This is a genomic window from Pseudomonas sp. GZD-209, assembly GCF_049310485.1.
In the GTDB taxonomy this organism is placed as follows: Bacteria; Pseudomonadota; Gammaproteobacteria; order Pseudomonadales; family Pseudomonadaceae; genus Aquipseudomonas; species Aquipseudomonas sichuanensis.
The window spans coordinates 1-25,366 of record NZ_JBMOWQ010000250.1 but is presented as its reverse complement, the minus strand read 5'-3'; the positions used below and the strand labels follow the sequence as shown (position 1 = coordinate 25,366).

The window sequence follows — 25,366 nt, the reverse complement described above, 5'->3', positions numbered from 1 at the left end:
GCCCGCTCCCACGAAGATCGAGATCTGGCGTGGGAGCGGGCTTGCCCCGCGATGACATCAGTGCATCACTCCAGCGCCGCCGCCGGCCCGAAGAACTCATAACGGCTCTGCCCTTCCGGCACACCGATCGCCTTGAGCTGACGCTTGATCGCTGCCATGAAGCCCTTCGGCCCCAGGAAGTAGGCATCCACATCACGTTCGCGCGGCAGCCACTCGGCCAACAGCTCCTGGCTCAGCAGGCCCACGGCATCAGCCGCCTGGCTACCGTCATCCTCGGCGTAGCAGTAAAAGCGCTTGAGCTGCGGATGACGCGCAACCAGGCCGTCAATCCAGTCGGCAAAGGCATGCACCGCACCATTGCGTGCGCAGTGGATGAAATGCACCGGGCGCTGGGTTTTCAACGCAGCCTCGAGCATGGCCAAGGTCGGAGTGATGCCCACGCCGCCGCTGATCAGCACCAGCGGCTTGTCGCTGGCCGCCAGGGTGAAGTCGCCGGCCGGCGGGAACAACTGCAGGGTGTCGCCCACCATCAGCCCGTCATGCAGGTAGTTGGACACCTTGCCGCCCGCTTCGCGCTTGACGCTGATGCGGTACTGTTCGCCGTCGCACAGGGCCGACAGCGAATAGTTGCGACGCTGCTCCTGGCCATCGATGAACAGCTGCAGGCCGATGTACTGGCCCGGCTCGGCCTTGAGCACCGGTTTGCCATCCACCGGGGCGAAGTAGAACGAGACGATCTCGCTGCTTTCCTGCTCGCGGCGCACCAGGCGGAACTCGCGGGCACCACGCCAGCCGCCGGCGGCTTCTTCCTTCTGTTTGTACAGGCCCTCTTCGGCGCCGATCAGGATGTCGGCCAGCTGGCCGTAGGCGGCGCCCCAGGCGGCGATCACTTCAGGGGTGGCGATCTCCTTGCCCAACACTTCCTCGATGGCGCGCAACAGGCAGCTGCCGACGATCGGATAGTGCTCGGGGAGGATCTGCAGGGCCACATGCTTGTTGATGATCTGGCCGACCAGGCCACCAAGCTGTTCAAGCTGGTCGATGTGGCGGGCGTACATCAGCACGCCATTGGCCAGGGCACGGGGCTGGTCGCCGCTGGCCTGGTGAGCCTGGTTGAACAGCGGACGCACCTCGGGGAACTCGCTGAGCATCATCTTGTAGAAGTGGGTGGTCAGCGCTTCGCCGCCGCTTTCCAGCAGAGGAACAGTGGCTTTGATGATTGCACGTTGTTCGGCATTGAGCATTGCTGCAACTCCTGAGCCTTTGGCTTCGAATGGTTGCCTTTGACTTATCAGCAATCGTGCCAACTTTAAAAGCCAATAAAATCAGGCCCTTGAGCATATAAGTGTCAAAAAGACACACTCAGGCGTATAGTCATTTCGACCAAATGGAGTCCATATGACTGCAAAACCCCTGCTCACCGCCCTCCTCCCCCTGGTCAGCGACCTGTCCTGCGACCTGCCCGACCAGGAGCGCTATCGCCGCCTGCTTCAGGCCATGCGCGGCCTGTTGCCGTGCGACGCTGCGGCGCTGCTGCGCCTGGATGGCGAATGGCTGGTGCCGCTGGCGGTGGATGGCTTGTCGCCCGACACCCTCGGCCGGCGCTTTCGGGTCAGCGAGCACCCACGCTTCCAGGCCCTGCTCAGCCGCCCCGAGCCGACCCGCTTCCCCAGCGACAGCCCGCTGCCCGACCCCTACGACGGCCTGGTCGATGCCGAACATGTCGACCTCGAAGTACACGACTGCATGGGCTGCCCGCTGATGGTCGACGAGCAGCCCTGGGGCCTACTGACCCTCGACGCCCTCACCGCCGGGCAGTTCCAGAGCCTGGAGCTGGACGCGCTGCAGGCCTTCGCCAGCCTGGCTGCCGCCACCGTCACCGTGGCCGAGCGCATCGAGCACCTGGCCCTGCGCGCCGAGGATGAACACCAGCGCGCCGAGGTGTACCGCCAGGCCAGCGGCCAGGACCGGGAACTGATCGGCCAGAGCAAGGCGCACAAGCGCCTGGTCGAAGAAATCCGCCTGGTCGGCGGCAGCGACCTGACCGTGCTGATCACCGGCGAAACCGGCGTGGGCAAGGAACTGGTGGCCCAGGCCCTGCACCGCGCCAGCAAGCGCGCCGACAAGCCTTTGATCAGCCTCAATTGCGCCGCCCTGCCCGACACCCTGGTGGAGAGCGAGCTGTTCGGCCACGTGCGCGGCGCGTTCACCGGCGCCCACGGCGAGCGGCGCGGCAAGTTCGAACTGGCCAACGGCGGCACGCTGTTCCTCGACGAAGTCGGCGAACTGCCCCTGGCGGTGCAGGCCAAGCTGCTGCGGGTGTTGCAGAGCGGCCAGTTGCAGCGCCTGGGCTCGGACCGCGATCACCAGGTGGACGTGCGCCTGATCGCCGCCACCAACCGCGACCTGGCCGAAGAGGTACGCAACGGCCACTACCGAGCCGACTTCTACCACCGGCTCAGCGTGTACCCGTTGCAGGTGCCGCCGCTGCGCGAGCGCGGCCGTGATGTGCTGTTGCTGGCGGGGTATTTCCTCGAGCAGAACCGTTCGCGCCTGGGCCTGGGCAGTTTGCGCCTGTCCGCCGAGGCTCAGGCCGCGCTCGAAACCTACGACTGGCCAGGCAATGTGCGAGAGCTGGAGCACCTGATCGGGCGATCGGCGTTGAAGGCCCTCGGGCGGCATGCACAGCGTCCGCGCATCCTGACCTTGAGCAGCGATGACCTGGACCTGCGCCCAGCCGCCTTGCCCGGCACTGTGGCGCAGGTAGCGCCCCCCCTGGCCACCGGCGTGCCGGACGGCGGCCTGCGCGAAGCGCTGGATGCTTATCAACGGCAACTGATCGAGGCCTGCCTGCAACGGCATCAAGATAACTGGGCGGCGGCAGCCCGCGAACTGGGGCTGGACCGCGCCAACCTCAATCGGCTGGCCAAGCGCCTGGGGCTGCGATAAGCAGTACTTGTTCCACTGCTGATTCGAGCACAGGCGTCAACCGCGTCGGCACAGCTAATGACCTTGCCTTCGTCCCAGGACCTTGCTCCCACGCGTCGGCTGTGGTCAACGGGTATAGGTAAAGGTATCTAAGTTGATGGTATCGACGACCTCGATCTCTATCGCCTTGATCTTGGGAGACGAATGCGTGCTGGATGAAATCCATTGATTCGCCGTGTTGCCTTGAGCAACCTTCGTCTCGAGCAGAACGCCGCCGGCACTGAGGAAACGTGCAGTGCCAGCGGCATGAGCAGCAAACCAAGCGAATCTCACTGCGCTGTATTCATGCCCGAGAATCAACCTGACGACCATGCGTTTGTTTGGAAGGACGCCCCCGCCCGGTACTCGATTGATCGTCAGCCCCATACCGCCGCCATAATTCGGAACATCGGGAATTTTCTCGATCGCTGAATAAGACGTACCAGGTGCCTGACTACTGATTATCTGAATATCCATGCTCGGCGCCGGCATCTGCGCCCCCACGTTGGAGATGGTTCGAGCGGTTGCCTTTTCAAAGTCTTCACCAAGCGCCACTCTGACCACACGGTACGCTGCAATCGGGAACGCGACCTTGTTCAGCCCAGGGGCCCAGCCAACGCGCAGCGTGATACTGAGTTGCGATCCGGTTTTCAGGCTGAGCAGTCTAGACAGCTCTACGGAGGTCTGTTGTTCACCTATCCCACTCACGGGGTAGTCCTGCCAAAGCGGGTGGTTCCAACTGGCGCTCGAACCATTCTCCAAGATTCCCTCGAAACTCAGGCTCATGGTCTGCCCCACAGCCATGAATGGCCATTGCGCCACGGTCAGGGTCGCGTCTCTGCTCAGTCCGCCTACATCAAGTTCACCCCTCACGGCCTCAACGATCACTGGCGCATGCCGCAAGGGATCCAGCCGAGGAGCATTCACCTTGATAGGCAACACACCTGATAAGTCAGTGATACCTCCATGGGTCACACGATAGAGCACAGCGATCTCGCGGCCGATACTGGCGACGATGTCCGCCCTGTTTACCTGAACCGAGACTGTTCCGCTGCCATTACCAGGAACTGCCGGGTAGCGTGTGCTATTCCACTCCAACACGATCTGGTGCGTAGTTTCCATCGGTGTATAGGTGATATCCACATTCACCTCTTCGCCTTCTATCGGCACCAGCTCATTGCCTGGTGCCTCTCGCACACTGGGTGCAGGCAAGGTCAGATGCGCATCCCCTACGGTGAACAGCAGCGGCGGCGAAGTGAAGGTCTTGCCGTTGCGAGTAACGGCGTACGTAACCTGCACCAGGTGCCCGACGTAGCGCAGAATGGTGGCGTTGGTCACGGTGAAGGAGAACGGGAACTTGTCGAATGCCTTGTCCACCGTATGGGGCGGCGGGGTCGTGCCCGAGACCAACTTCCAACTCAGCACGACCATTTCGTTGGCTTTGAGCGGCACGCTGGCGGGCACATGCACCAGGGCTTTCTGCGTGTTCACGGGCAACATGGCATCGTCGCCCGTGCCCTGCACCTGGCCACAGGAGGGAGCCGGCAGGACAAGGTCACGATTGTCCTGAACTCGATAGGTGACGGGCGGCGAGGCACGGGTCAGGGCCAACGACGGCGTGAACACCTTGTAACTGAGGGTCAAAGTGCCGTCGACCAGGGGTGTGAGGTACTGCTGACTGATGGTGAACGCCAACTCGACCTGCTCGCCACCGGGCGGTATCACCAACTCGACGGAATACACCAATGGCAGCCCACTGCCCGCCAGCCCGGCCCAGAGAAGGGTGACCCTGTCATTCTCCATCTGCCCTGGGTACAGCGGTATACGTACAGTGACATCGGTGCCCGTGAGGGTAGCCAGGTCGATCAGATCGCCGACCGCCTCCAACAGCAACGGCGGTTGCAGCCGCTTCACCGAGCCCTTGACCGTGATACGTCGGGCCCGGGAGCGTTTGAGATCACCACCTGCGATGGGTTGCACCTCGTAATACACACGCACGCTACCGTCGACAGCGAATGCGGCGATGGCATGGGGCACACTGAAGGTCAGATCGGCGGGCGATGCGATTACCCGGGGTGGCGAATGATGAGGCACCTCGTGCCCTTCAAAGGTCGTGCCCACCCAGTGCAGGGTCAGAGTGTCACCAGCGGCGAAACCCGCATAGAAAGGAATGTTGACCGTGACGTCCCGACCGGCCAAGGCATCCAGGTCCAGCATGTAGGGGGGGCTTTCCGCCCCGACGACAGTCGGCTCGGTCAGCGCATCGGGATCTATGTCCGCACTGACATAAGTGATGGGCGAAGGGCGCGAGTAGTTCTGCACCCTGTCGCGAATTTCGTAATACACAGGCAACTGCGGGCCACTGCCGCCTTGCTCGACGACCTCGCGTGGCAACAGGAAAACCACATCCCTGTTCACATCGCTCTGCAGTAGGCGCGGCCGAATATGTCGCACACCATTCCACACCAAGCTCACCTGATCGTCGGCTTGCATGTAGGGCCATGCGGCAATGCTGATCGTAACTGCGGGAATGCCGCTGACAGGGTCCAGCTGAATATCCTGGGGGTCGACACCCGGCGCCGCCAGGTGCTCGTTCTCCGGCGTACCAAGGTTGGGATCGAGCCCACCCGGCACTGTCAAGTCGATCAGGACCTCGCGGTATTCGCAATACCGGGTATTTTCAGCCTGTGCATCGTACAGCGAGCAATAGAAGTAGCCGTAGTACGGATAAGCTGGATTGGCTGGCAGTTTCAAGTCGACAGACGTGACCACGAAGCTGAGCCAACCTTTGTCGATGGTGCCTTGGTCGAGCAAGTAGGCTTGCACGGGTGGCTCTGCAGGGTCGCCCTGCGGCGGCTGCATCGGTGGGCGGGTTGCGGTCCAGAACAGTTTGACGGCATCACCAGGACGCGTGACCTCTGGCAAGCGTGACATCAGTGCGACCCCTCGCTGAGGGTCGCCCAGATCGTTGTAACCCAGGCCGTCCCGCGGGATGCCTTCGTCCATCGCGGGGATAACCAGTGGGTTCAAACCGGCGTTTGCGGCCCTAGGGAGTTTATCAAGCAGCGTGACCACGTTCATGAGCGCCCTCCAGTGCGAATTGGCAAATCGAGTAGTTGCCACATGCGGCTCTACAAGACCGAATACCGTAGTTTCAGATCCGAAGGTGGCTGCCCCGATGAGCGCGGCAACCACCCCCTACTCCTGACTACTCTTCGGCTACCGTGACTTCGATGGCCACCAATCGCGACAATGCGCTTTGCACGTTTTCCTTGTTGATGACCCTATAGCCGAAGTACAGAACGCGATTGTTCCCCACCTTCAACATTTCACTGCGTGAGAAAGTAATCAGCGACTTTTGCTCCGGATCCCCAGCGACGAAGTGCTTCAGGTACTCTCCGGCGTCTATTGCCTCGGACGTACCCAGCCACGTTTGAATGCGGTCTCCCGCCTGCGCCCCGAAGTAGGGATTCACCCATGTATTGAGCAAACCTCTATTCAGGTCGGCCTCGCTGATGCCTTGACGCTGCGCATCGCTGAAAGCAATCGCCGGCAGGTTCACGGGTACGCGATTTAATGAACTAACGGCGGTGGTGCCGAACCGGACCGGGCAACCACCGCCCGCCAGGTTCAATGCGAAACGAACGAACCTCTGCGGCGCAGGTTTTGAACCGTACACATTGGACAGTGTGTAATCCAGTGTCGCGCCATTCCTGCAGATCAGGCGGATATGGGCATAGGGCATGTGGATTTCGAAGTAGCCCTGATCAAGGTGTTCCTGTGTCAGTGGCACATTATCCGCTCTCAATCGACTGGCTTCAATTGGCGCTGCCGGCGGATTAGTAGGAGGCGCCGTCGCATCACCACTTTGGATCCCGACGAAGTTGTAACTAACTGTAGGGTTCTTGGTCAGTTCAATATTGCTCACACCCGTCAGCAGAATCCTGAATGGCGTACCATCACGGCCCACCCGTTCGACGATGATATTATTGGCATTGGCCTCAGGGAATACACCCGGAAGCAATGCAGCAGGGCCACCCGGCAAACTATCCACAGATGCGACTTTCACGATCTGATCAGATGATTTCACCTTAACAGGAACAGGCCCCTTGTCACCCGCCAACTGACGTGTGATCTCATAGTAGACAGGAATATCACCGACGCCCTCGGTTTCGATGACGCCAGCATGGGGCACCGGATAAGAAATATTGGCCCCCTCGTTTGCCGCAGTGACGGTGACGGAAGTGGGTAATTCGATCGATCCCCAATACAACTGGATGACATCGTCCGTCTGCCAGATCACCGAGTTGTTGACACCCTGCCGGCGAATCGTGGCAGTAGCATCCTTGCCGAAATCGCCCGGAAGGATTTCATTGAGCGGACTGTTACCCGCGTTGACACGCACTTCGGCTGGGCGCAGGTTCTCATGTTCCGGCGTACCTGGGTTCGGATCAACGATACCGCCCGGCCCGCTCAGGTCGACCTTGATCGGGGTATCGGGTGAGGAGACGACCGGATCGCTGCCGTGCAGCATTGTATAACTGACGTTGACATTGTGTGCTGCGTAACCGCCCGCAGCAACCTCGGCCAATGGCACCAGAACACTCAGCACGGGGTCGCCGCCCGTGTTGGTGATGGTCACTGGAAGCTGGGCTCTGCCCCCCCAGATGACAGTGATCACATCGCCGACGGCGACGCCGACATAGGTGGGGATCTGCACCTCTACATGGGTATTGGCATCAGAAAAGGTCACCAGGCCGTCGTCGGCTTCCGGTACCAATGGCGGCGCAAGGGCGGGCAAGTTGATGTAGACGGGGATACGCGTGACGAATGAACGCGAGCTGACGTTGCCGGCAAAATCGGTGACCCGATAGGCGAAATACAGCGGTTTGCCATCGCCTGCGGTGGCGAAGTCATTCGTCAGGAACTTGACCGTCGTGGCATCGGTGGGCGAGCCCACACCATACTTGACTTTTAGGTACTTCGTATCGTCCTGAGCACTCGAGTCACTCAGCCACATCTCGATGACATCATCCAACTCCGCACCAAAGTAGGCGTCTACCCTTACCTCCAGATCGCCGTCGGCATTCAGATCAGCGACCGTGATGCCACTCAATTGTTCAGCAGTAAATGCGATCGGCGGCAGCTCGGTTCCCCCGGGAGCTTTGCGGTCAAAGCGTATATCCACCGGACTGGCGGATATTTGTCCGTCCTCCGAAGCCGCATCATACAGAAAATAATTTAACTTAACTTTTACGTCACTTCCGTCAGCCGGGTATTCGCTCTTCTTATAAAACAACGTCAATTGTGGAGGCACAGGATTTGTAACATCCAGCGTATCACTCACCACGCTATTCGGATCCTGCGGATCGTCGCCTATGAACAAACGCACCGACAAAGTATTAAGGAATTCAGCATTCGTCGGAACGTTAACTTTCAAGTCATCTCCCAACTGCGAAACCTTAACAATACCTCTAGCATCGAGATCGGGAACCGTGGGTGCGGGCAGTGTACTGTTAACCCCTGCCCCGCACTTACATTCACATTTACATTCACACCCTAATCTGTCAGACGCATTCATACGATCACCTTTATTGGCAATAATAATCACACCAACGACAAAAACCAGAAATGCCACACTGTAAGGTTTCAGTACCCTCTACTTGCCTGCCGCTTTCGACAACCAAGCATTGCCAATGCTAACCCACGCATCCACGCCGGAAACCTAGCATTTTTGTCAGGTGCGAAAACAACAAGCCTGCGTATAGTGATTAATCATGACTGACTTCGGTGATAAACATGCACTCGACTCGATAAGCCACATACCGTCAACTTGGAGGTAGGGGCAATGAAATTCTGTCAATCGACAAGGACCACACCCAGTCAATTCCGATCATTGTTTCTATTGCTCTCCACCTTGGGAGGCATGGCTTCGGCAGCCAACCTTCCACCCGGCGGCAGCGCCATTGTCGCCCCTGGCACCCCGGCGGAGTCATGGCTGCTGAACAGCGCCACCTTGACTGTCCAGCCAGGCGGGCAAACCCTGCAGATCACCGCCAACCCAGGTTCGCAAGTGACACTGGACGGAGCCACCGTGAACGGCGGCAATGCTCGGGCCCTGGCGTTGTCCTCGAGCCAGGCCACCATCCGCGATTCGACCTTGACCTCCACCGGTAATATCGGCCTGTCACTGACGGGCGGACTCGCTGCCAACTCTCCAGGCTCCAGCGCCGTAGTGCAGAACAGCACGATCACCGGCATCGGCCGCGGGCTCAACGTTTCAGGAGGCAGCAGCGCCACGCTCGTCGGCTCGACCGTCACAGGCACAGGGACCGGAACCGGGGGGGTGGCTGGCGATGGGCTTGGCATCAGCCTGGTCGGCGGCGAGGCGATCCTGCAGGACAGCACGGCCACCGGCAGCAACAGAGGCGCGGGCCTTTTCGCCAACTCCGTCGGGGGCAATACCCAACCCCACCTGGTGCTGGATCACTCCAGCCTCGCCTCGCAGACGGGCAGCGCGATCGTGGTGAGCAACCTCAACGCGCCGGCGATGCTGGCGCGCATCGAGATACGCAATGGCTCGACGCTGTCGGCGGCCAACGGCACCCTGGTTGAAATCGGCCTGCCGGACGATGGGCCCGGCACGCTGACCCAGGCCAGCGTGAGCATCGATGCCAGCAGCCTGCAAGGCGATGTGCGTGCCAGCAATGGCGCCATCGCGGATGTCGCCTTGACCAACGGCGCCGCCCTGACAGGGAACATGATCGATGTCACCAGCTTGTCGCTGGATGCCAGCCGGATGACCGGCGATGTGCGTTCGTCATCGGCCGGCACGGCCATACGCCTGACCAACCAGGCCAACCTGACGGGCTCGGTGAACACGGCCCAGAGCACGCTCGTCGCCAGTGGTTCACGCTTCGACATGGTCAACGACTCTCACGTCGGTGCCCTGACGCTGGATGGCGGCACGGTGAGCCTGCGCGGAGGCAATGGCGCCTTTCGTACCCTGACCGCCACCCAGCTGGCCGGCGCCGGCACTTTCGTGCTCGGCACGGACCTGGCCCAGGTGGCGGGCGACCTGGTGAACATCGAGGGGCAGGCCCAAGGCACCCACGGCCTGCTCATCGCCAACACCGGGGCCGAGCCCGCGGCGGGCGCCGCGCCCCTGCGGGTGGTGCATACCCAAGGGGGCGATGCCCGGTTTTCGGTGCTGAGCAGCAATGGCCGTGTGGATGTCGGCACCTTCTCCTATGGCCTGGAACAGCGCGATACCGACTGGTACCTGGTGCAAGGTGGCACCCCGGTCATCTCCTCCAGCACGCAGACCGCCATTGCCCTGTTCAGCGCCGCACCCACCGTGTGGTACGGCGAACTCAGCACGTTGCGCAGCCGCATGGGCGAGCTACGCAGCGGCTACGGCCAAGGCGGTTTCTGGGCACGGAGCTACGGCAACAAGTACCGGGTGGCCGCCGCCGACCAGGTGCACTACGCGCAGAATCAGCAAGGTGTTTCATTCGGCGTCGACACCCCGCTACCCAGCCAAGGCGGCCTCTGGCTGCTCGGCGTGATGGCCGGCTACAGCGATTCGCAACTGGACATGCGCCTGGGCAGCAATGGCCGTGTCGCCAGCTACTACCTGGGCGTGTACAGCACCTGGCTGGCCGACAATGGCTACTACGTCGACGCGGTGCTCAAGGCCAACCGCTTCCAGAACAGCTCGGACGTGCGCATGAGCGATGGCCGCAAAGCCAAGGGCGAATACAGCAACCACGGCATCGGCGCCTCGGTCGAGGTGGGCAAGCATTTCAAGCTTGACGATGGCTGGTTCGTCGAACCCTACGCCCAAGGCTCCGCACTGTGGGTCGACGGCGCCAGCTATAGCCTCGATAACGGCATGCGCGCCAGCACCCGCAACGCCGATTCGCTGCTGGCCAAGGCGGGCAGCCATGTGGGACGCACCTTTGCCCTGGCCGACGGCGGCTTCGTGCAACCCTACGTGAAGGCGGCTTATGCCCACGAATTCGCCCGCGACAACCAGGTCCGGGTCAACGACACACGGTTCGCCAATGACCTGTCGGGCAGCCGCATCGAACTGGGGGCCGGCGTCAACGCCCAGCTGACCGACGTGCTGCAGGTGCAGGCCGGTTTCGACTACATGAAGGGCGAGCGCATCGAACAACCCTGGGGCGTCAACCTGGGGGTACGTTACAACTGGTAATCAGCAAAGGGCCGCAAGGCCCTTTTTGTCTAAAGCCTGGCCGTCGCAGGCCGATACCCCGGCATCCTCCTCTATTCCCGACACTCCGGAAGGTTGCCCATGGCCACGCAAAAAGCCCGCGCGGACTCGTTGTCCCTGCTGCTGTTCACCCTGCGCAGCGGCAAGCTGATGGCAATCAACCTGCTCAAGGTCAGCGAGATCATCACCTGCCCGCCGCTGACCAAGCTGCCGGAAGCCCACCCGCACGTCAAAGGCGTGGCCACCCTGCGCGGCAACTCGCTGTCGGTGATCGACCTGTCCCGCGCCATCGGCGAAATGCCCCTGGCCGACCCCGACGGTGGCTGCCTGATCGTCACCGAGATCAGCCGCTCGCGCCAGGGCCTGCATGTGCAGGCGGTGAGCCGCATCGTCCACTGCCTGAGCACCGACATCAAACCGCCGCCGTTCGGTTCGGGCAACCGCTCGTTCATCACTGGCGTGACCCGGGTCGACAACACCCTGGTGCAGGTGCTGGACATCGAAAAGGTCATCCACGGCATCGCCCCGCCGCAGCACGAACCGCACCCGGGCGAAGTCAGCGAAGAAGACGCAAGCCTGCTGGCGGCCGCCAACATCCTGGTGGTCGACGACAGCCAGGTGGCGCTGCAGCAGTCGGTGCACACCCTGCGCAACCTCGGCATCGAATGCCACACCGCACGCAGCGCCAAGGATGCAATCAACGTACTGCTGGAGCTGCAAGGCACCGAGCGGGAGATCAACATCATCGTCTCGGACATCGAGATGTCCGAAATGGACGGCTTCGCCTTCACCCGCACCCTGCGCGAAACCCCGGACTTCCAGCACCTGTACATCCTGCTGCACACCTCGCTGGACAGCGCCATGAGCGGCAACAAGGCCCAGGAAGCCGGGGCCAACGCCATCCTCACCAAGTTCAGCTCGCCGGAGCTGACCGACTGCCTGGTGAAGGCGGCCCGCACTGTGGTGTTCGCCGAGCGCTGATATATTCAGCGACAAACTCTCCGGCTTGCTGCCGGGGAGCGTTCGGGCATAATTCGCGCCCTTCGCACCCAACGGCGGACCCGCACATGAAATACCTCAGCTCCCTGCTGATCGCTTGCGCGTTGTTCAGCGGCGCGGCCCACGCGTCCAGCACCCAGGCCTGGAACGACCATCGCCAGCACATGCTCAAGGCTTGCCTGAAGGCCAGCCAGTTCAAGGACGCCCACGCCCTGGGCAAGCCTGCCGAATTCGACGACCAGGTCGGCTACAGCGCCCTCTTGATCGAAGGCGTGTACCCGCAAAAACACATGAACAACGCCACCGGCACCGAACTGTGCCTGTACGACCGCCAGCGTCAGCAGGCTTTCGTCACCGAGTGGGCGGCCGGCAAGTGAGCGACAGCATCCGTTTCGGCTGTACCGGCTGCGGCAAGTGCTGCACCGGCCACCATGTGCCGCTGACCCTCGCCGAAGCGGGCCAGTGGGCGCATGCCGGGGGCCAGGTGATCGTGCTGATCGAAGGCTTCATGGTCGATGGCCCGGGAATGCCGGCAGAGCAGCGCGAACACGTGCTGCGCCGCTCCCACCCAGTGCCCTGCGGCACAAGCGAGCTGCGCGTGTCGGTGACCTTCGCCGCGTTCAACCCGGGGCGCTGCCGCAACCTGAACGCCGACGACCTGTGCAGCATCTATGAAAGCCGCCCGCTGGTGTGCCGCATCTACCCGGCCGAGATCAACCCGCACCTGCCACTGCGCCCCGAGAGCAAGGACTGCCCGGCCGAGGCCTGGGAACAGGGACCGGAGCTGATCCATGGCGGGTTGCTGCAGGATGCAGAACTGCGCGGCTTGATCGAGGCGTCGCGCCAGGCCGACCGTGAAGACATCGCCAGCAAGGTCGCCATCTGCCAGGCGCTGGGGATCACCACCAGTGCGCTGAAGGGCAATGGTTTCACCGCCTGGCTGCCGGATATGGGCGCCTTGGCGGCCGCGCTGGCCGCAGTACCTGTGGATAACCCTGCGCAGTGGCAGGTGCATGTGGTGGATGGCGAGCTGGCCGCCAGCCTGCAGGGGCATGGCTTGCAAACTACCGCCGAGACGCCGGTGTATTACGCCTTTATCGGGTTCTGAACCTGAGGCCCTATCGCGGGGCAAGCCCGCTCCCACAGGGCCGGTGCAGTCCCGTGGGAGCGGGCTTGCCCCGCGATGCTTTCCATCACTGACACCTGCGCCAGAACTCATCCGCCAGCCGCCGCAAGTCCTGGGCAAGGTCAGCCACGTCGCTGGCGCTGCCATGGCTGCGCTGCCCCACCTGCACCGTCGCCTCGCTGGCCTGGCGGATGCTGATGATGTTGCGGTTGATGTTCTCGCTGACCTGGCTCTGCTGCTCCACCGCCGCGGCAATCTGCAAACTCATCTCGTTGATCTGGTTGACCCGCACGCTGATGCTGTCCAGCGCATCGCTGGCCAGTTGCGCCTGCTCGACGCTGTGCCCGGCATGGGCACTGCTCTCGCGCATCACCTGCACGGCAGCGCGGGCGCCGTCCTGCAGGGCGCTGATCATGTGCTGGATGTCATGGGTGGACTGCGCGGTGCGCTGGGCCAGGCCACGCACCTCATCGGCGACCACGGCAAAGCCGCGCCCCTGGTCGCCTGCCCGCGCCGCCTCGATGGCGGCGTTGAGTGCCAGCAGGTTGGTCTGCTCGGCAATGCCGCGGATCACGTCGAGCACCCCGGAAATCTCGCTGCTGTGGCTTTCCAGTTGCTGGATCACCTCGCCGGCCTCGACCAGCGAACCGGCCAGGTCCTGGATCGCGCAGCGGTTACGGTCCACCAGCTGGTGCCCGGCCTGGGTCTCGCCCTCGGCCTGGTCGGCGGCCATCGAGGCCATCTGCGCGCTCGTGGCCACCTGGGCCACGCTCGCGCTCATCTGGTGGATGGCAGTGGCCACCTGGTCAGCCTCGCTTTGCTGCTCAAGGCTATTGGCATGGCTGCTGTGCAGCGCCTCGACCAACGAGCCGGAATGCCCGGCCAGGCGCGACGAGGTGTCGCCGATGCGCCCGACCACGGCGCCCAGCTGCGCCTTGAGCATGCGCATGGCGAACTCGATCTGGCCCAGGCCATCGCGCCGGCCTGTGTATAAAAGCTGGCTCAGCGGGTTGTCGGCAATCGCCAGGGCCTGGCGGCGCAGGCGCTCATAGGGGCGCAGCAGCAGCAGGATGGCCAGGCCAGCCAGGCCTGCCACGGCAAGCACTTCGGCCAGCGACACCAGCAGTGGCGCCCCTGCCCACCACTGCCCCACGCCGAGCACCAGCGCCGCCACCCCCGCCACCGCCAGCGACAGGCGCGTTGCCAGGCCCGCCACCGGCAGCCGTTCGCGCCAGCTGCGCCGCCCTTCGCGCAGCCGTGCATAGCAGGCCTCGGCCGCCGCTACCTGCTCTGCACCAGGCTTGGTGCGCACCGACTGATACTCCAGCGCCTGCCCGCCACTGCTGATGGGCGAAACGAACGCACTGACCCAGTAATGGTCACCGTTCTTGCAGCGGTTCTTCACCAGCCCCATCCACGAACGCCCGGCCTTGAGCGCCTGCCACATCTGCGCGAACGCCTGGGGCGGCATGTCCGGGTGGCGCACCAGGTGATGGGGCTGGCCCAGCAACTCGTCGCGGGTAAAGCCGCTGACCCGCATGAACACATCGTTGGCGTAGGTGATGCGGCTGTCCAGGTCGGTGGTGGACAGGATGTTGGCGTCGCCGGGGTAATCCACTTCGCGACCGGTAACAGGCAAATTGCACTTCATCGGAGGCTCTCGTTGTTGTTGGGGGACAATCGGCAGGGCGCTCGAGATTAGTGGCAATTGGCAATCATCCTTTGACCTGGCTCAACCCTCGCGTCATTTGTAGGTCAAGGTGAACCCCACCGAAGCATTGGCCACGCCGCCCACCGGAGCGTCCTTGCCAACCTGGATGTAGCGGGCAGCCATGGGGATCTGGATATCGCCGTTGTGCAGGCGGGTCATCTGCACTTCCTCGGTCAGCGGCATCGGGGTGAGGTCGGCCTTGAGTACCTGCACGCCGACACCGGTAGCGTCCGAGTCGCTGTTCAGGCCGAGAATGCCGCGCTGGGCATCGAGCACGCTGGAGCCGTTGCGCGGGTCCAGGCGCAGGTGGGCGAAGGTATCGTTACCCGGCACAGTGCCAGCCTGGCAGGCTTGCACAGGCACCTGAAATACCCGGGCATCGGTATAGCTGCCCTCACCGCGAAATTGCCCGGTGCGCCAGGTGCCCATAGGCACCGTGACCTGGCTGCCAGGGTTTGCGGGCAAGCCGCAAAAGGCAATATTGATCGACCCCGACGAGAACACCAGCTCCACGAGCTTGCCGGCCCTTTCGTGAACGATCTCGGCCAGCGTATGCCCAGCCAGGGACTGCGGCCCGGCGCCGGGATCGATGGGGGCGTACTTGATAATCCGATAGTCGAAGTACACCGGCCTGATGCCAAACCCGTTGGGGGGGTTGGGTACAGTCATGATTGAGGTATGGGGAACCCCCCACCTGAAGCGCCCTGCGCCTGGTACATAAGCCCACATGGACGCCGCATTCGTTGATCCATAGCCGGCGCCCAGCACCACACCAACACCTGGAATGCGTGTCTGCAGAATCACCTCGCCAGGGCCGACCAGGCTGGAGCCATGGATCTTGGGCAGAGGCGACGTCACATCGAAGCGGGTTATGCCGCGGCACCAGATCAGCTCGGAGCTGCTATGCCGCCACTCGTAGCTGGCCCTCTGCGGGCGGATGACCGTTCCGATCGGTGCATCTCGCCCGACGAACAGGTCTCCGGGATCGATGGCCAAGCTGTAAAAGAACCCAGCAGGAAACTCACACCCCAGCACTTGCAGCGGCAATGCCATGCAGGCAGCACCTACCCATCCTGCCCATCGTTTCAGTTTCGTCTTGATCACAACACGCTCCCAAGGCTGTCATTCATGGCTACGTCAACGTCGCGACAGACACCCAGCACCTGCCGATACCCATTTGCCGGGCGCTCACCGCTAATCGCCAACAGCGTCTGGCACTGTTGCTTGGCGCTGCGCCCCCAACGCACCGTCACTGCACCGGCCTCTCCTTCGAATGCCAGCAACACCTGCCCCCCAGGCCCGACCACACCGACCGTTCGCTGCTCGGCATCCACCACCTGCGCGCCAAACGGCGGCAGCCCGCCGTCCTCCAGGCGCAGGTTCAACAGCACTTTCTCCACCCGCTGCGCGGCAAACTCGGCCTTGACCACCGCCCCTCGGCGCGGCACCACGTTGCTGACGCCGTTGTCGATCTCGGTGCTGTGGTCCAGCCCGCTGGTGTCCAGGCTCACGCGGTTCTTGCGGTAGGGCGTGAGGTAGGGGATCAACGCGTAGCCGCTGCTGTCGGTAAGGGTGCCCGGCGCATTGCCCAGCCCTACGCCAGGGGTGTCGGGCACATGCACCAAGCCCAGGGTTTCGCCCAGGGTCTGGCCCAGGGCAATGCCGCCGCCGTGGGCCAGCAATGAGCCCGAGGCGCTGACGTTGACCTGCTGGTAGCGCTCGCCGGCACTCACGCCAGCGCCCAGTTGCGCGAACGGCGCCAGGTAGTTGAGCGAGGCCGAGCCACTGCCCCCGGAGCGCTCGGCATGGCTGGCGTCCACCGCGTAGTTCAGGTGCCCGGAACGGCCCCGGTAGCCAGCGCGCTGGTCGTAGCTGCCATCGTTGTTGCGGGTCAGCGCCAGGGTGCCGCTGCTGCCGCCCCCCAGCGGAATCGACAGGTTGAAGCTGATGAAGCTGGACTGGCCGAACGAGTCGACCAGGCTCTTGCTGGCGTACAGCCCGTAACTGACCCCGCGGTGCACGGTGTTGACGCCCAACTGCAACTGACGCTCGCGGCGCGAGGTGTTCCAGTAGTCCTGCTGGCTGAGGTTCAGGTACAGCGAGGTACTGCCGAAATTCTGATTGATGCTGGCCTGCACCCGGCTGCGCTTGGTCATGCGGTTGAAGTCGTCGCCCTGGTGCTGCCACACCGCCTCGCTGAAATCGCGGTAGCCCTCGGTGGAGTAGCGGTAACCGGCGAAACGCACCGAGGTGCCGGTGGCGAAGGCCTTGCCGTAGCGGATGCCATAGCTGCGGCCCTGGTCGCTGCGCCCGTCACGGCCCTCGGTGCGGGCCTGGGTCAGATCCAGCGAGATGGCGCCAAGGCTGCCCAGGTTCTTGCCCAGACCCACTTGCGTGGCGCGGTAGAAGTCGTTGCCCAGCAGGCCGCCGGACAAGGTGTAGTCATAGGGCAGGCCGTAGGCCAGTGTGGCCTGGGCCAGGCCTGGACGATTGCCGTTTTCATCGGCGGCGTTGTACTCGCCGACGGTCAGGCCGTAGCGCCAGGTGTTCTCGCGCAGCAGGTTACCGAGGGTGGCGTAGGGCTGGGTGAAGCTGCGCACACGGCCATCGGCCTCGGTGATGATCACCTCGAGGTCGCCGCTGCCGCTGGAGGCGTTGAGGTCGTTGATCTCGAATGGCCCAGGCGGCACGAAGGTGGTGTACAGCGAATAGCCGTTATGGCGCACCTCGACCCGTGCGCGGGTTTCGGCCACGCCACGGATTACCGGCGCGTAGCCCTGCATCGAATCGGGCAGCATGCCGATGTCGCTGGCCACCTGCACACCCCGAAACGGCAGGCTGTCGAACACATCACCGGCCGTGAAGCTCTCGCCGAGAGTGAAGGTGCCGAGGCTGCCCGGCAGGTCGGTTTGCGCGTAGCTGGTCGAGCGCTGCCACTGGCGGCGGTTGTTCTGGTCCTGGGTATAGCTGCCGTTGGAGCGCAGGCGCCAACCAGCGAGGTTGAGGCCGCCATTGAGGTACAGGCTGAACTGGTTGTGGTCGCCCTGCCCTGCCGTGTGCCCTTGCGAGCCGGTGAACTGGTAGTTGAGCAGCCCGGCGTTGATGCCGGCGTCCCATTCTTCCGGCGCCACGTAGCCCGCTGCGTCGCGACGCAGGGCCACCTGCGGCACGCTGACGTCCAGCGCCAGATACGCAGGATCGAAGCTCACCAGAGCGCCTTCGACCGCCTGCTGCAGGTCGACGCAGTCCAGCGTGTCCAGCTCGCGCTGGTCGATGAACGCGGCCAACTTCACGCCCATGGCGTCGAGCATCGCCGGGCTCAGGCAGGCGCGCACCTCGCCGTTGCCGGCATCGTCGAAGCGCAGTTCGCGGCGGTCGTAGAAGCTCTGGTTCAGGCGGATGGTCACCTGGTGCAGGCCCGGAGGCACCTGGGCGTTGTGGGCGATCGCCTCGAGGTCCAGGTTGGGGCCGGCCGAGCCACCGCCAAAGGGCTGCATGAAGCTGCTGTCGAACATCGCCGCCTGGGCAGCCGGCAGGCCGACGCCGAACAAACAGGCGAGCAGGGTCGGGCCGCAGGCGCCAGGCCTGCGGCAGGAAGAATTGGGCATTACGGTTACTCGATCAGAGGGCGGGCGCCAGTCAGCGCGTAGCGCTGAGGCTGACCCGTTCGGGCTTGGTGTAGCCGCCGTAGTCGTTGATCACCGAGAACTCGACGCTGTTCGGCGTCCAGCCCAGGCGCGGGGCGATGGCGTACTGGCGGCTGGAGAACGGCGCCACCATCACCGGCTTGTCGATTTCGCTGTCGCGCCCGCCGTCGGCCACCTTGATATGGATGAACGAGACGTGGAACGGCGTTGGGTTGTGCACCTGCAGGCGCGCTTCGCCGGCCTCCTGGCGGATGGCCCACTCCAGCCGTGGCAGGGCCTCGAGCAGGCTGCCCTGCAACCCCTTGGGCCGGTAGAACAGCTTGATCCGCGTGCGCAGGGCGATCTTCAGGGTGTTGCCGTCGTCGTTGCTGGCGGCGGGGATTTCCTGGGCGTTGAAATAGAACACCGACTCGCGGTCGGTCGGCAGGTTGTGCGCGGTCGGCACGATACGCACCATCTGCTCCTTCATCGCATCCAGCCGGAACAGCGGCGGCGTGGCGATGAACGGCGCGCTGATGGCGTGGTCGTCTTCCTCGGTATTGACCCAGGCCTGCACGGCGTAGGGTTTGTCGGTGCCGTTGCCGGCGGTGATCGATGCATCGCGCTTGCTGGCATCGAAGATGATGCGCGTGCCGCTCAGGGTCACCCCTGCCTGCGCCGTAGGCAGCAGCGCCAGCAACAACGCGCCGACCAGCCACCTGTGGGAATGAATGCGGAACATCACAGCCCCCTTGGTTTCAGGGTGAGTTTCAAGGTGAGCCACGCCCTGCGCAGGGCGCGGCTGCAGCCCGGTTTACTGGATGTTCACGGTGAACTGCGCCTTGGCGTTGGCCGGGCCAGGGGTGGCCGCGCCGGTGGCAATGTAGTTGGCAGTGAAGCGCAGGGGCTGGCTGAGGTTAGCGTACTCGGCGGACGGCTCGGACACCGGCAGTTCGGTACCGCGGAAGTCGCGCAACTGCACCGCCACATTGCTGGCGGCACCGGCCACCGGCTCCAGCGCCAGCCACTGGCCGGCAGCACCGGCGGAGCCGGTGATCGGCAGGAAGGTCACGGTGGCGGCCTTGCCGGTGACGTCGCAGCCTGGATCGCTATCGTTGACCTGCAGGGTGAACGAGCCACCGCCGGCCACATCGCCGGCCTTGGCCAGGCTGCTCACCGGCACTTCGTCGCCGAGCTTGACCACACCCTTGGCACCGCCGGTGCCGTTGCCCACTTCGATGGCGCAGGTGCTGTTGACGATGGTGCCTTCAAAGCTGATCTCGCCATCGGCGGCCTGTGCGAACTGGGCCGCGCCCAACAATGCCACTGCGGCGGCCAGGCCGCTCAAGGTTACCTTTTTCATGGATGCTCCCTTTCTGATGCTGCGCACGTTGCGCTTTGATGATTCGTGCAACGGCAACCGTGAGTGGCTGCCGGGTACGAGGGGCATCATGCCGTGGCCGAAAAGCCGGCCCATGGCGAAACGGAGCAAGCTCAGGGGAACGCTTTCCCAAGCAAACTGCGAAATTTCCCAAGCGCCTGCAAAACTGACAGCGCTGACAGCCAGCGGTCACCCTGGCGACCCGATCGGCGCGCTATAAGACACTGTCCCCTTCCCTTTTCCGGCCACCGCCACATGACTCGACCCCTGCCCCGCAAAGCCCTGATCCTGCTGCTCGTCGTCGCCCTCGGCGCCACCGCCTGGTGGCTGCGCCCGAACGCGGACACCGCGCACAAGCCCGCTGCCGCCATCCCGGTGCGGGTGGTCGGGGTGGCCCAGCAGGATGTGCCGCGCTACCTCGGCGCCATCGGCTCGGTGCTGTCGCTGCACAGCGTCGAGGTGCGCCCGCAGGTCGAAGGCGTGCTGACCCAGGTGCTGGTGAAGGAAGGGCAATGGGTGAAGCAGGGCGACCTGCTGGCCACCCTCGATGACCGGGCGATCCGTGCCAGCCTCGACCAGGCCCGTGCCCAGCTTGGTCAGACCCAGGCGCAACTGCAGGTGGCGCGGGTCAACCTCAAGCGCTACCAGTTGCTGAGCAGCGATGACGGCGTGTCGAAGCAGACCCTCGACCAGCAGCAGGCGCTGGTGAACCAGTTGCAGGCAACCATCAGCGGCGACCAGGCGGCCATCGACAACGCCGCCGTACAGCTCAGCTATACGCAAATCCGCTCACCGGTGAGCGGCCGCGTGGGCATCCGCAACGTCGACCCGGGCAACCTGGTGCGCACCAGCGACACTCAAGGCCTGTTCAGCGTCACCCAGATCGACCCGATCGCCGTGGAGTTCAGCCTGCCCCAGCAAAACCTGCCGACCCTGCACAAACTGCTCGAAGCCCCCACGCCCGCCGCAGTGGAGGCGTTCATGGATGCCGACGGCGAGCGCAGCCTGCTGGGCAAGGGCCACCTGGCATTGATCGATAACCAGGTGTCGGCCAACACCGGCACGGTGCGGGTCAAGGCCGAGTTCGACAACAAGGACGGCCACCTGTGGCCCGGGCAACTGGTGACCGTGCGCCTGCTCACGGCGGTGGACGAAAATGCTCTGGTGGTGCCGCCGCCGGTGGTGCAGCGCAGCATCGACGGGCACTTCGTCTACCGGCTGGACGGCGACAAGGTGACCAGCGTGCCGGTGAAGGTGCTGTACCAGGACAGCACGCTGAACATCATTGCCGGGGTGAAGGCAGGCGATTGCCTGGTGCTCGATGGCCAGTCGCGGCTAAAGCCCGGAAGCCGGGTTGAAACCAGCGGGCAGTGCGCCGAGCCGCAGCGCCTGGCCGATGGCAATCGCGGGGCAAGCCCGCTCCCACGCCAGCCGCAGCAAGACGTGGGAGCGGGCTTGCCCCGCGATAGCGTCAGCGCAAACAACCCGGAGCCCCAGCCATGAACACCCGCAACGGCGTTTCGGCCTGGTGCATCGACCACCCCATCGCCACCCTGCTGCTGACCTTCGCCCTGGTGCTGCTGGGGGCCATCGCCTTCCCGCGCCTGCCGGTGGCGCCGCTGCCCGAAGCCGACTTCCCGACCATCCAGGTCACCGCCCAGTTGCCCGGCGCCAGCCCCGAAACCATGGCCTCGTCGGTGGCCACGCCCCTGGAGGTGCAATTCAGCGCCATCCCCGGCATGACCCAGATGACCAGCAGCAGCGCCCTGGGTTCGACCAACCTGACCTTGCAGTTCACCCTCGACAAGAACATCGACACCGCCGCCCAGGAGGTCCAGGCGGCGATCAACACCGCCACCGCGCGCCTGCCCCAGGACCTGCCCAGCCCGCCGACCTGGCGCAAGGTCAACCCGGCCGACAGCCCGGTGCTGATCCTCACCGTAAGCTCGGCGCAGATGCCCGGCAACGAGCTCAGCGACTACGCCGAAACCCTGCTGGCGCGCCAGCTCAGCCAGATCGACGGGGTCGGCCTGATCAACATCACCGGCCAGTTGCGCCCGGCCATCCGCGTGCAGGCCCAACCGGAGAAGCTTGCCGCCATCGGCCTGACCCTCGCCGATATCCGCCAGGCCATCCAGCAGACCAGCCTCAACCTGGCCAAGGGCGCGCTGTATGGCGAGCACAGCGTGTCGACCATCGCCGCCAACGACCAGCTGTTCCACCCCGAAGACTACGCCCGGCTGATCGTCAGCTACCGCAACGGCGCGCCGGTGCACCTGAGCGACGTGGCCAAGGTGATCAACGGCGCCGAGAACGCCTACGTCAAGGCGTGGTCGGGCGATCAGCCGGGGCTCAACCTGGTGATCTTCCGCCAGCCCGGAGCGAACATCGTCGACACCGTGGACCGGGTGCTCGATGCCCTGCCGCGCCTGCAGGAAATGCTGCCGGCCTCGGTCGAGGTGTCGGTGCTGCAGGACCGCACCCAGACCATCCGCGCCTCGCTGCACGAGGTGGAGCTGACGTTGATGATCGCGGTGGCCCTGGTGATCGGGGTGATGGCGCTGTTCCTGCGCCAGTGGTCGGCAACCCTGGTGGTGTCCAGCGTGCTGGGCGTGTCGCTGATCGCCAGCTGCGCATTGATGTACGTATTCGGCTTCAGCCTCAACAACCTGACCCTGGTGGCCATCGTCATCGCCGTGGGCTTCGTGGTCGACGACGCCATCGTGGTGGTGGAGAACATCCACCGCCACCTGGAGGCCGGCGACGACAGCCGCACCGCCGCGCTCAAGGGCGCCGGCGAGATCGGCTTCACCGTGGTGTCGATCAGCTTCTCGCTGATTGCCGCGTTCATCCCGCTGCTGTTCATGGGCGGCGTGGTCGGGCGGCTGTTCAAGGAGTTCGCCCTGACCGCCACGGCGACCATCCTGATTTCGGTGGTGGTGTCGCTGACCCTGGCGCCGACGCTGTGCGCGCTGTTCATGCGCAAGCCGCCGCAGGAGCAGCACGGCGGCTTCGGCCAGCGCCTGCTGGGCTGGTACGAGAAAGGCCTGGACCGCGCCCTGGCGCACCAACGCCTGACCCTCGGCATCTTCGGCATCACCCTCGCCCTGGCCGTAGTCGGCTATGTCGGCATCCCCAAGGGCTTCTTCCCGCTGCAGGACACCGGTTTCATCCTTGGCACCACCGAGGCGGCGGCAGACGTGTCATACCCCGCCATGATCGAAAAACACCTGGCCCTGGCCAAAATCATCGGCGACGACCCGGCGGTGCGCGCGTTCTCCCATTCGGTGGGGGTGACCGGCAGCAACCAGACCATCGCCAACGGCCGCTTCTGGATCTCGCTCAAGCCCCGCGGCGAACGCGATGTCTCGGCCAGCGAATTCATCGACCGCCTGCGGCCCAAGCTGGCCCAGGTGCCCGGCATCGTCCTGTACATGCGCGCCGGCCAGGATATCAACCTCAGCTCCGGCCCTTCGCGCACCCAGTACCAGTACGTGCTCAAGAGCAACGACGGCGTGGCGCTGAACCTGTGGACCCAGCGCCTGACCGAGCGCCTGCGGGAAAACCCGGCGTTGCGTGACCTGTCCAACGACCTGCAACTGGGCGCCAGCGTCACCCGCATCGACATCGACCGCCAGGCCGCGGCACGCTTCGGCCTGACCACCACCGATGTCGACCAGGCGCTGTACGACGCCTTCGGCCAGCGCCAGATCAGCGAATTCCAGACCGAGACCAACCAGTACAAGGTGATCCTCGAGCTGGACGCCCGCCAGCGCGGCAAGGCCGAAAGCCTGAACTACTTCTACCTGCGCTCGCCGCTGTCGGGCGAGATGGTGCCGCTGTCGGCACTGGCCCACGTGGCGCCGCCCAGCACCGGGCCGCTGTCGATCAGCCACGACGGCCTGTTCCCCGCTGCCAACCTGTCGTTCAACCTGGCCCCCGGCGTGGCCCTGGGCGATGCGGTGCAGATCCTCGAACGCACCCAGCGCGAGCTGGGCATGCCCGACTCGATCGCCGGCAACTTCCAGGGCGCGGCCCAGGCATTCCAGAGCTCGCTGTCGAGCCAGCCGTACCTGATCCTCGCCGCGCTGGTGGCGGTGTACATCATCCTCGGCGTGCTCTACGAGAGCTTCGTGCACCCACTGACCATCATCTCCACCCTGCCCTCGGCGGGCCTGGGGGCGATCATCCTGCTGTGGGGCAGCGGGCAGGACTTCAGCATCATGGGGCTGATCGGCGTGGTGTTGCTGATCGGCATCGTCAAGAAGAACGGCATCCTTTTGATCGACTTCGCCCTCGACGCCCAGCGCCACCACGGCATGACGCCCGAACAGGCGATCCGCCAGGCGTGCCTGGTGCGCTTCCGGCCGATCATCATGACCACCCTGGCCGCGCTGCTCGGCGCGGTGCCGCTGATGTTCGGCTTCGGCGCCGGCGCCGAGCTGCGCCAGCCACTGGGCATCGCGGTGGTGGGCGGGCTGCTGGTGAGCCAGGCGCTGACGCTGTTCTCCACCCCGGTCATATACTTGGCCCTGGAGCGCCTGTTCCATCGCCGCCAGGCCGCCACCGCCGCCGCCGCGCCGACCGCCCGCTGAGACAAGACCATGCGTGTACTGATCATCGAAGACGAAGAAAAAACCGCCGACTACCTGCACCGCGGCCTGACCGAGCAGGGCTTTACCGTGGACCTGGCGCGGGACGGCATCGACGGCCTGCACCTGGCCCTGGAAGGCGACTATGCGGTGATCGTGCTCGACGTGATGCTGCCGGGCCTGGACGGCTACGGTGTGCTGCGTGCGTTGCGGGCACGCAAGCAGACGCCGGTGATCATGCTCACCGCCCGCGAACGGGTCGAGGACCGCATCCATGGCCTGCGCGAAGGTGCCGACGATTACCTGGGCAAGCCGTTCTCGTTCCTTGAACTGGTCGCCCGCCTGCAAGCCCTGACCCGCCGCAGCAGCAGCCACGAACCGCTGCAGGTGCAGGTGGCCGACCTGTGGATCGACCTGATGGCGCGCAAGGCCACCCGCGCAGGCCAGCGCCTGGAGCTGACCGCCAAGGAGTTCTCGTTGCTCAGCGTGCTGGCCCGGCGCCAGGGCGAGATCCTGTCCAAGACGGCCATTGCGGAGCTGGTGTGGGACATCAATTTCGACAGTGACGCCAATGTGGTGGAGGTGGCGATCAAGCGCCTGCGCGCCAAGCTTGACGGGCCCTTCGATAACAAGCTGCTGCATACCATCCGAGGCATGGGCTATGTCCTGGAAAACCGTGGTTGATCGCGACTGTGCTCCGTTCACTCGGCGCGGCACGTGGGAGCGGG

The 25,366-nt window shown here is 64.3% G+C and carries 16 protein-coding genes and 1 pseudogene; 9 read left to right on the top strand and 8 right to left on the bottom strand.

The window, feature by feature from the left end; all coding sequences use genetic code 11:
* Positions 1-65: 65 nt before the first annotated feature.
* Positions 66-1,244: an NO-inducible flavohemoprotein gene (gene hmpA / locus ACO6VM_RS24815; RefSeq protein ID WP_401059869.1), complete on the bottom strand. Its 1,179-nt coding sequence runs from the start codon at positions 1,242-1,244 to the stop codon at positions 66-68.
* A gap of 154 nt (positions 1,245-1,398) precedes the next feature.
* Here hmpA and norR point away from each other — a divergent pair, with 154 nt between their 5' ends.
* Complete coding sequence (norR, locus tag ACO6VM_RS24810) at positions 1,399-2,949, top strand: nitric oxide reductase transcriptional regulator NorR (protein ID WP_401059867.1); 1,551 nt, start codon at positions 1,399-1,401, stop codon at positions 2,947-2,949.
* Between the two features lie 105 nt (positions 2,950-3,054).
* Here the strand turns inward: norR and ACO6VM_RS24805 are convergent, their stop codons facing one another.
* Complete coding sequence (locus tag ACO6VM_RS24805) at positions 3,055-6,048, bottom strand: hypothetical protein (RefSeq protein ID WP_422403935.1); 2,994 nt, start codon at positions 6,046-6,048, stop codon at positions 3,055-3,057.
* A 127-nt stretch (positions 6,049-6,175) separates the two neighbouring features.
* Complete coding sequence (locus ACO6VM_RS24800) at positions 6,176-8,605, bottom strand: hypothetical protein (protein WP_401059863.1); 2,430 nt, start codon at positions 8,603-8,605, stop codon at positions 6,176-6,178.
* 288 nt (positions 8,606-8,893) lie between these two features.
* Between ACO6VM_RS24800 and ACO6VM_RS24795 the strand changes: the two genes are divergently transcribed.
* The 4 genes from ACO6VM_RS24795 (at position 8,894) to ACO6VM_RS24780 (ending at position 13,310) form a co-directional block, all read left to right on the top strand.
* On the top strand, positions 8,894-11,185 hold the full coding sequence (locus ACO6VM_RS24795; RefSeq protein WP_422403934.1) for an autotransporter outer membrane beta-barrel domain-containing protein: 2,292 nt from the start codon (positions 8,894-8,896) through the stop codon (positions 11,183-11,185).
* 99 nt (positions 11,186-11,284) lie between these two features.
* Positions 11,285-12,184, top strand: coding sequence for a chemotaxis protein (locus ACO6VM_RS24790; protein ID WP_401059857.1), 900 nt, complete (start codon positions 11,285-11,287; stop codon positions 12,182-12,184).
* 86 nt (positions 12,185-12,270) lie between these two features.
* On the top strand, positions 12,271-12,579 hold the full coding sequence (locus ACO6VM_RS24785; protein ID WP_401059855.1) for a hypothetical protein: 309 nt from the start codon (positions 12,271-12,273) through the stop codon (positions 12,577-12,579).
* Positions 12,576-13,310 carry a YkgJ family cysteine cluster protein gene (locus ACO6VM_RS24780; RefSeq protein WP_401059853.1) on the top strand — a complete coding sequence of 245 codons (735 nt, stop codon included), beginning with the start codon at positions 12,576-12,578 and terminating at the stop codon, positions 13,308-13,310. Before ACO6VM_RS24785 ends, ACO6VM_RS24780 begins: the two co-directional genes overlap by 4 nt.
* 85 nt (positions 13,311-13,395) lie before the next feature.
* Here the strand turns inward: ACO6VM_RS24780 and ACO6VM_RS24775 are convergent, their stop codons facing one another.
* The 5 genes from ACO6VM_RS24775 to ACO6VM_RS24755 all read right to left on the bottom strand — a co-directional run bounded on the left by ACO6VM_RS24775 (position 13,396) and on the right by ACO6VM_RS24755 (position 20,028).
* The gene (locus ACO6VM_RS24775) at positions 13,396-14,979 is read right to left on the bottom strand and encodes a methyl-accepting chemotaxis protein (RefSeq protein ID WP_422403933.1); all 1,584 of its coding nucleotides are present in this window, start codon (positions 14,977-14,979) and stop codon (positions 13,396-13,398) included.
* A 93-nt stretch (positions 14,980-15,072) separates the two neighbouring features.
* On the bottom strand, positions 15,073-16,092 hold the full coding sequence (locus ACO6VM_RS24770) for a fimbrial protein (RefSeq protein WP_401059851.1): 1,020 nt from the start codon (positions 16,090-16,092) through the stop codon (positions 15,073-15,075).
* Between the two features lie 47 nt (positions 16,093-16,139).
* Positions 16,140-18,647, bottom strand: coding sequence for a fimbria/pilus outer membrane usher protein (locus tag ACO6VM_RS24765; protein ID WP_401059849.1), 2,508 nt, complete (start codon positions 18,645-18,647; stop codon positions 16,140-16,142).
* Positions 18,648-18,678: 31 nt separating this feature from the next.
* A complete protein-coding gene (locus ACO6VM_RS24760; protein ID WP_401059847.1) occupies positions 18,679-19,407 on the bottom strand; it encodes a fimbrial biogenesis chaperone in 729 nt (242 codons plus the stop codon).
* A 72-nt stretch (positions 19,408-19,479) separates the two neighbouring features.
* Complete coding sequence (locus tag ACO6VM_RS24755; RefSeq protein WP_401059845.1) at positions 19,480-20,028, bottom strand: fimbrial protein; 549 nt, start codon at positions 20,026-20,028, stop codon at positions 19,480-19,482.
* Between ACO6VM_RS24755 and ACO6VM_RS24750 the strand changes: the two genes are divergently transcribed.
* The 4 genes and pseudogenes from ACO6VM_RS24750 (at position 20,027) to ACO6VM_RS24735 (ending at position 25,322) form a co-directional block, all read left to right on the top strand.
* On the top strand, positions 20,027-20,266 hold the full coding sequence (locus ACO6VM_RS24750) for a hypothetical protein (RefSeq protein ID WP_401059843.1): 240 nt from the start codon (positions 20,027-20,029) through the stop codon (positions 20,264-20,266). The two genes, ACO6VM_RS24755 and ACO6VM_RS24750, sit on opposite strands and share 2 nt — an antisense overlap.
* Before the next feature lie 35 nt (positions 20,267-20,301).
* Positions 20,302-21,444 (top strand): annotated as a pseudogene (locus ACO6VM_RS24745) (efflux RND transporter periplasmic adaptor subunit); the annotation flags it as partial.
* 101 nt (positions 21,445-21,545) lie between these two features.
* Positions 21,546-24,641, top strand: a complete 3,096-nt coding sequence (locus ACO6VM_RS24740) for a multidrug efflux RND transporter permease subunit (protein WP_401059841.1) — start codon at positions 21,546-21,548, stop codon at positions 24,639-24,641.
* 9 nt (positions 24,642-24,650) lie between these two features.
* On the top strand, positions 24,651-25,322 hold the full coding sequence (locus tag ACO6VM_RS24735) for a heavy metal response regulator transcription factor (RefSeq protein ID WP_110995887.1): 672 nt from the start codon (positions 24,651-24,653) through the stop codon (positions 25,320-25,322).
* Positions 25,323-25,366 lie beyond the last annotated feature (44 nt).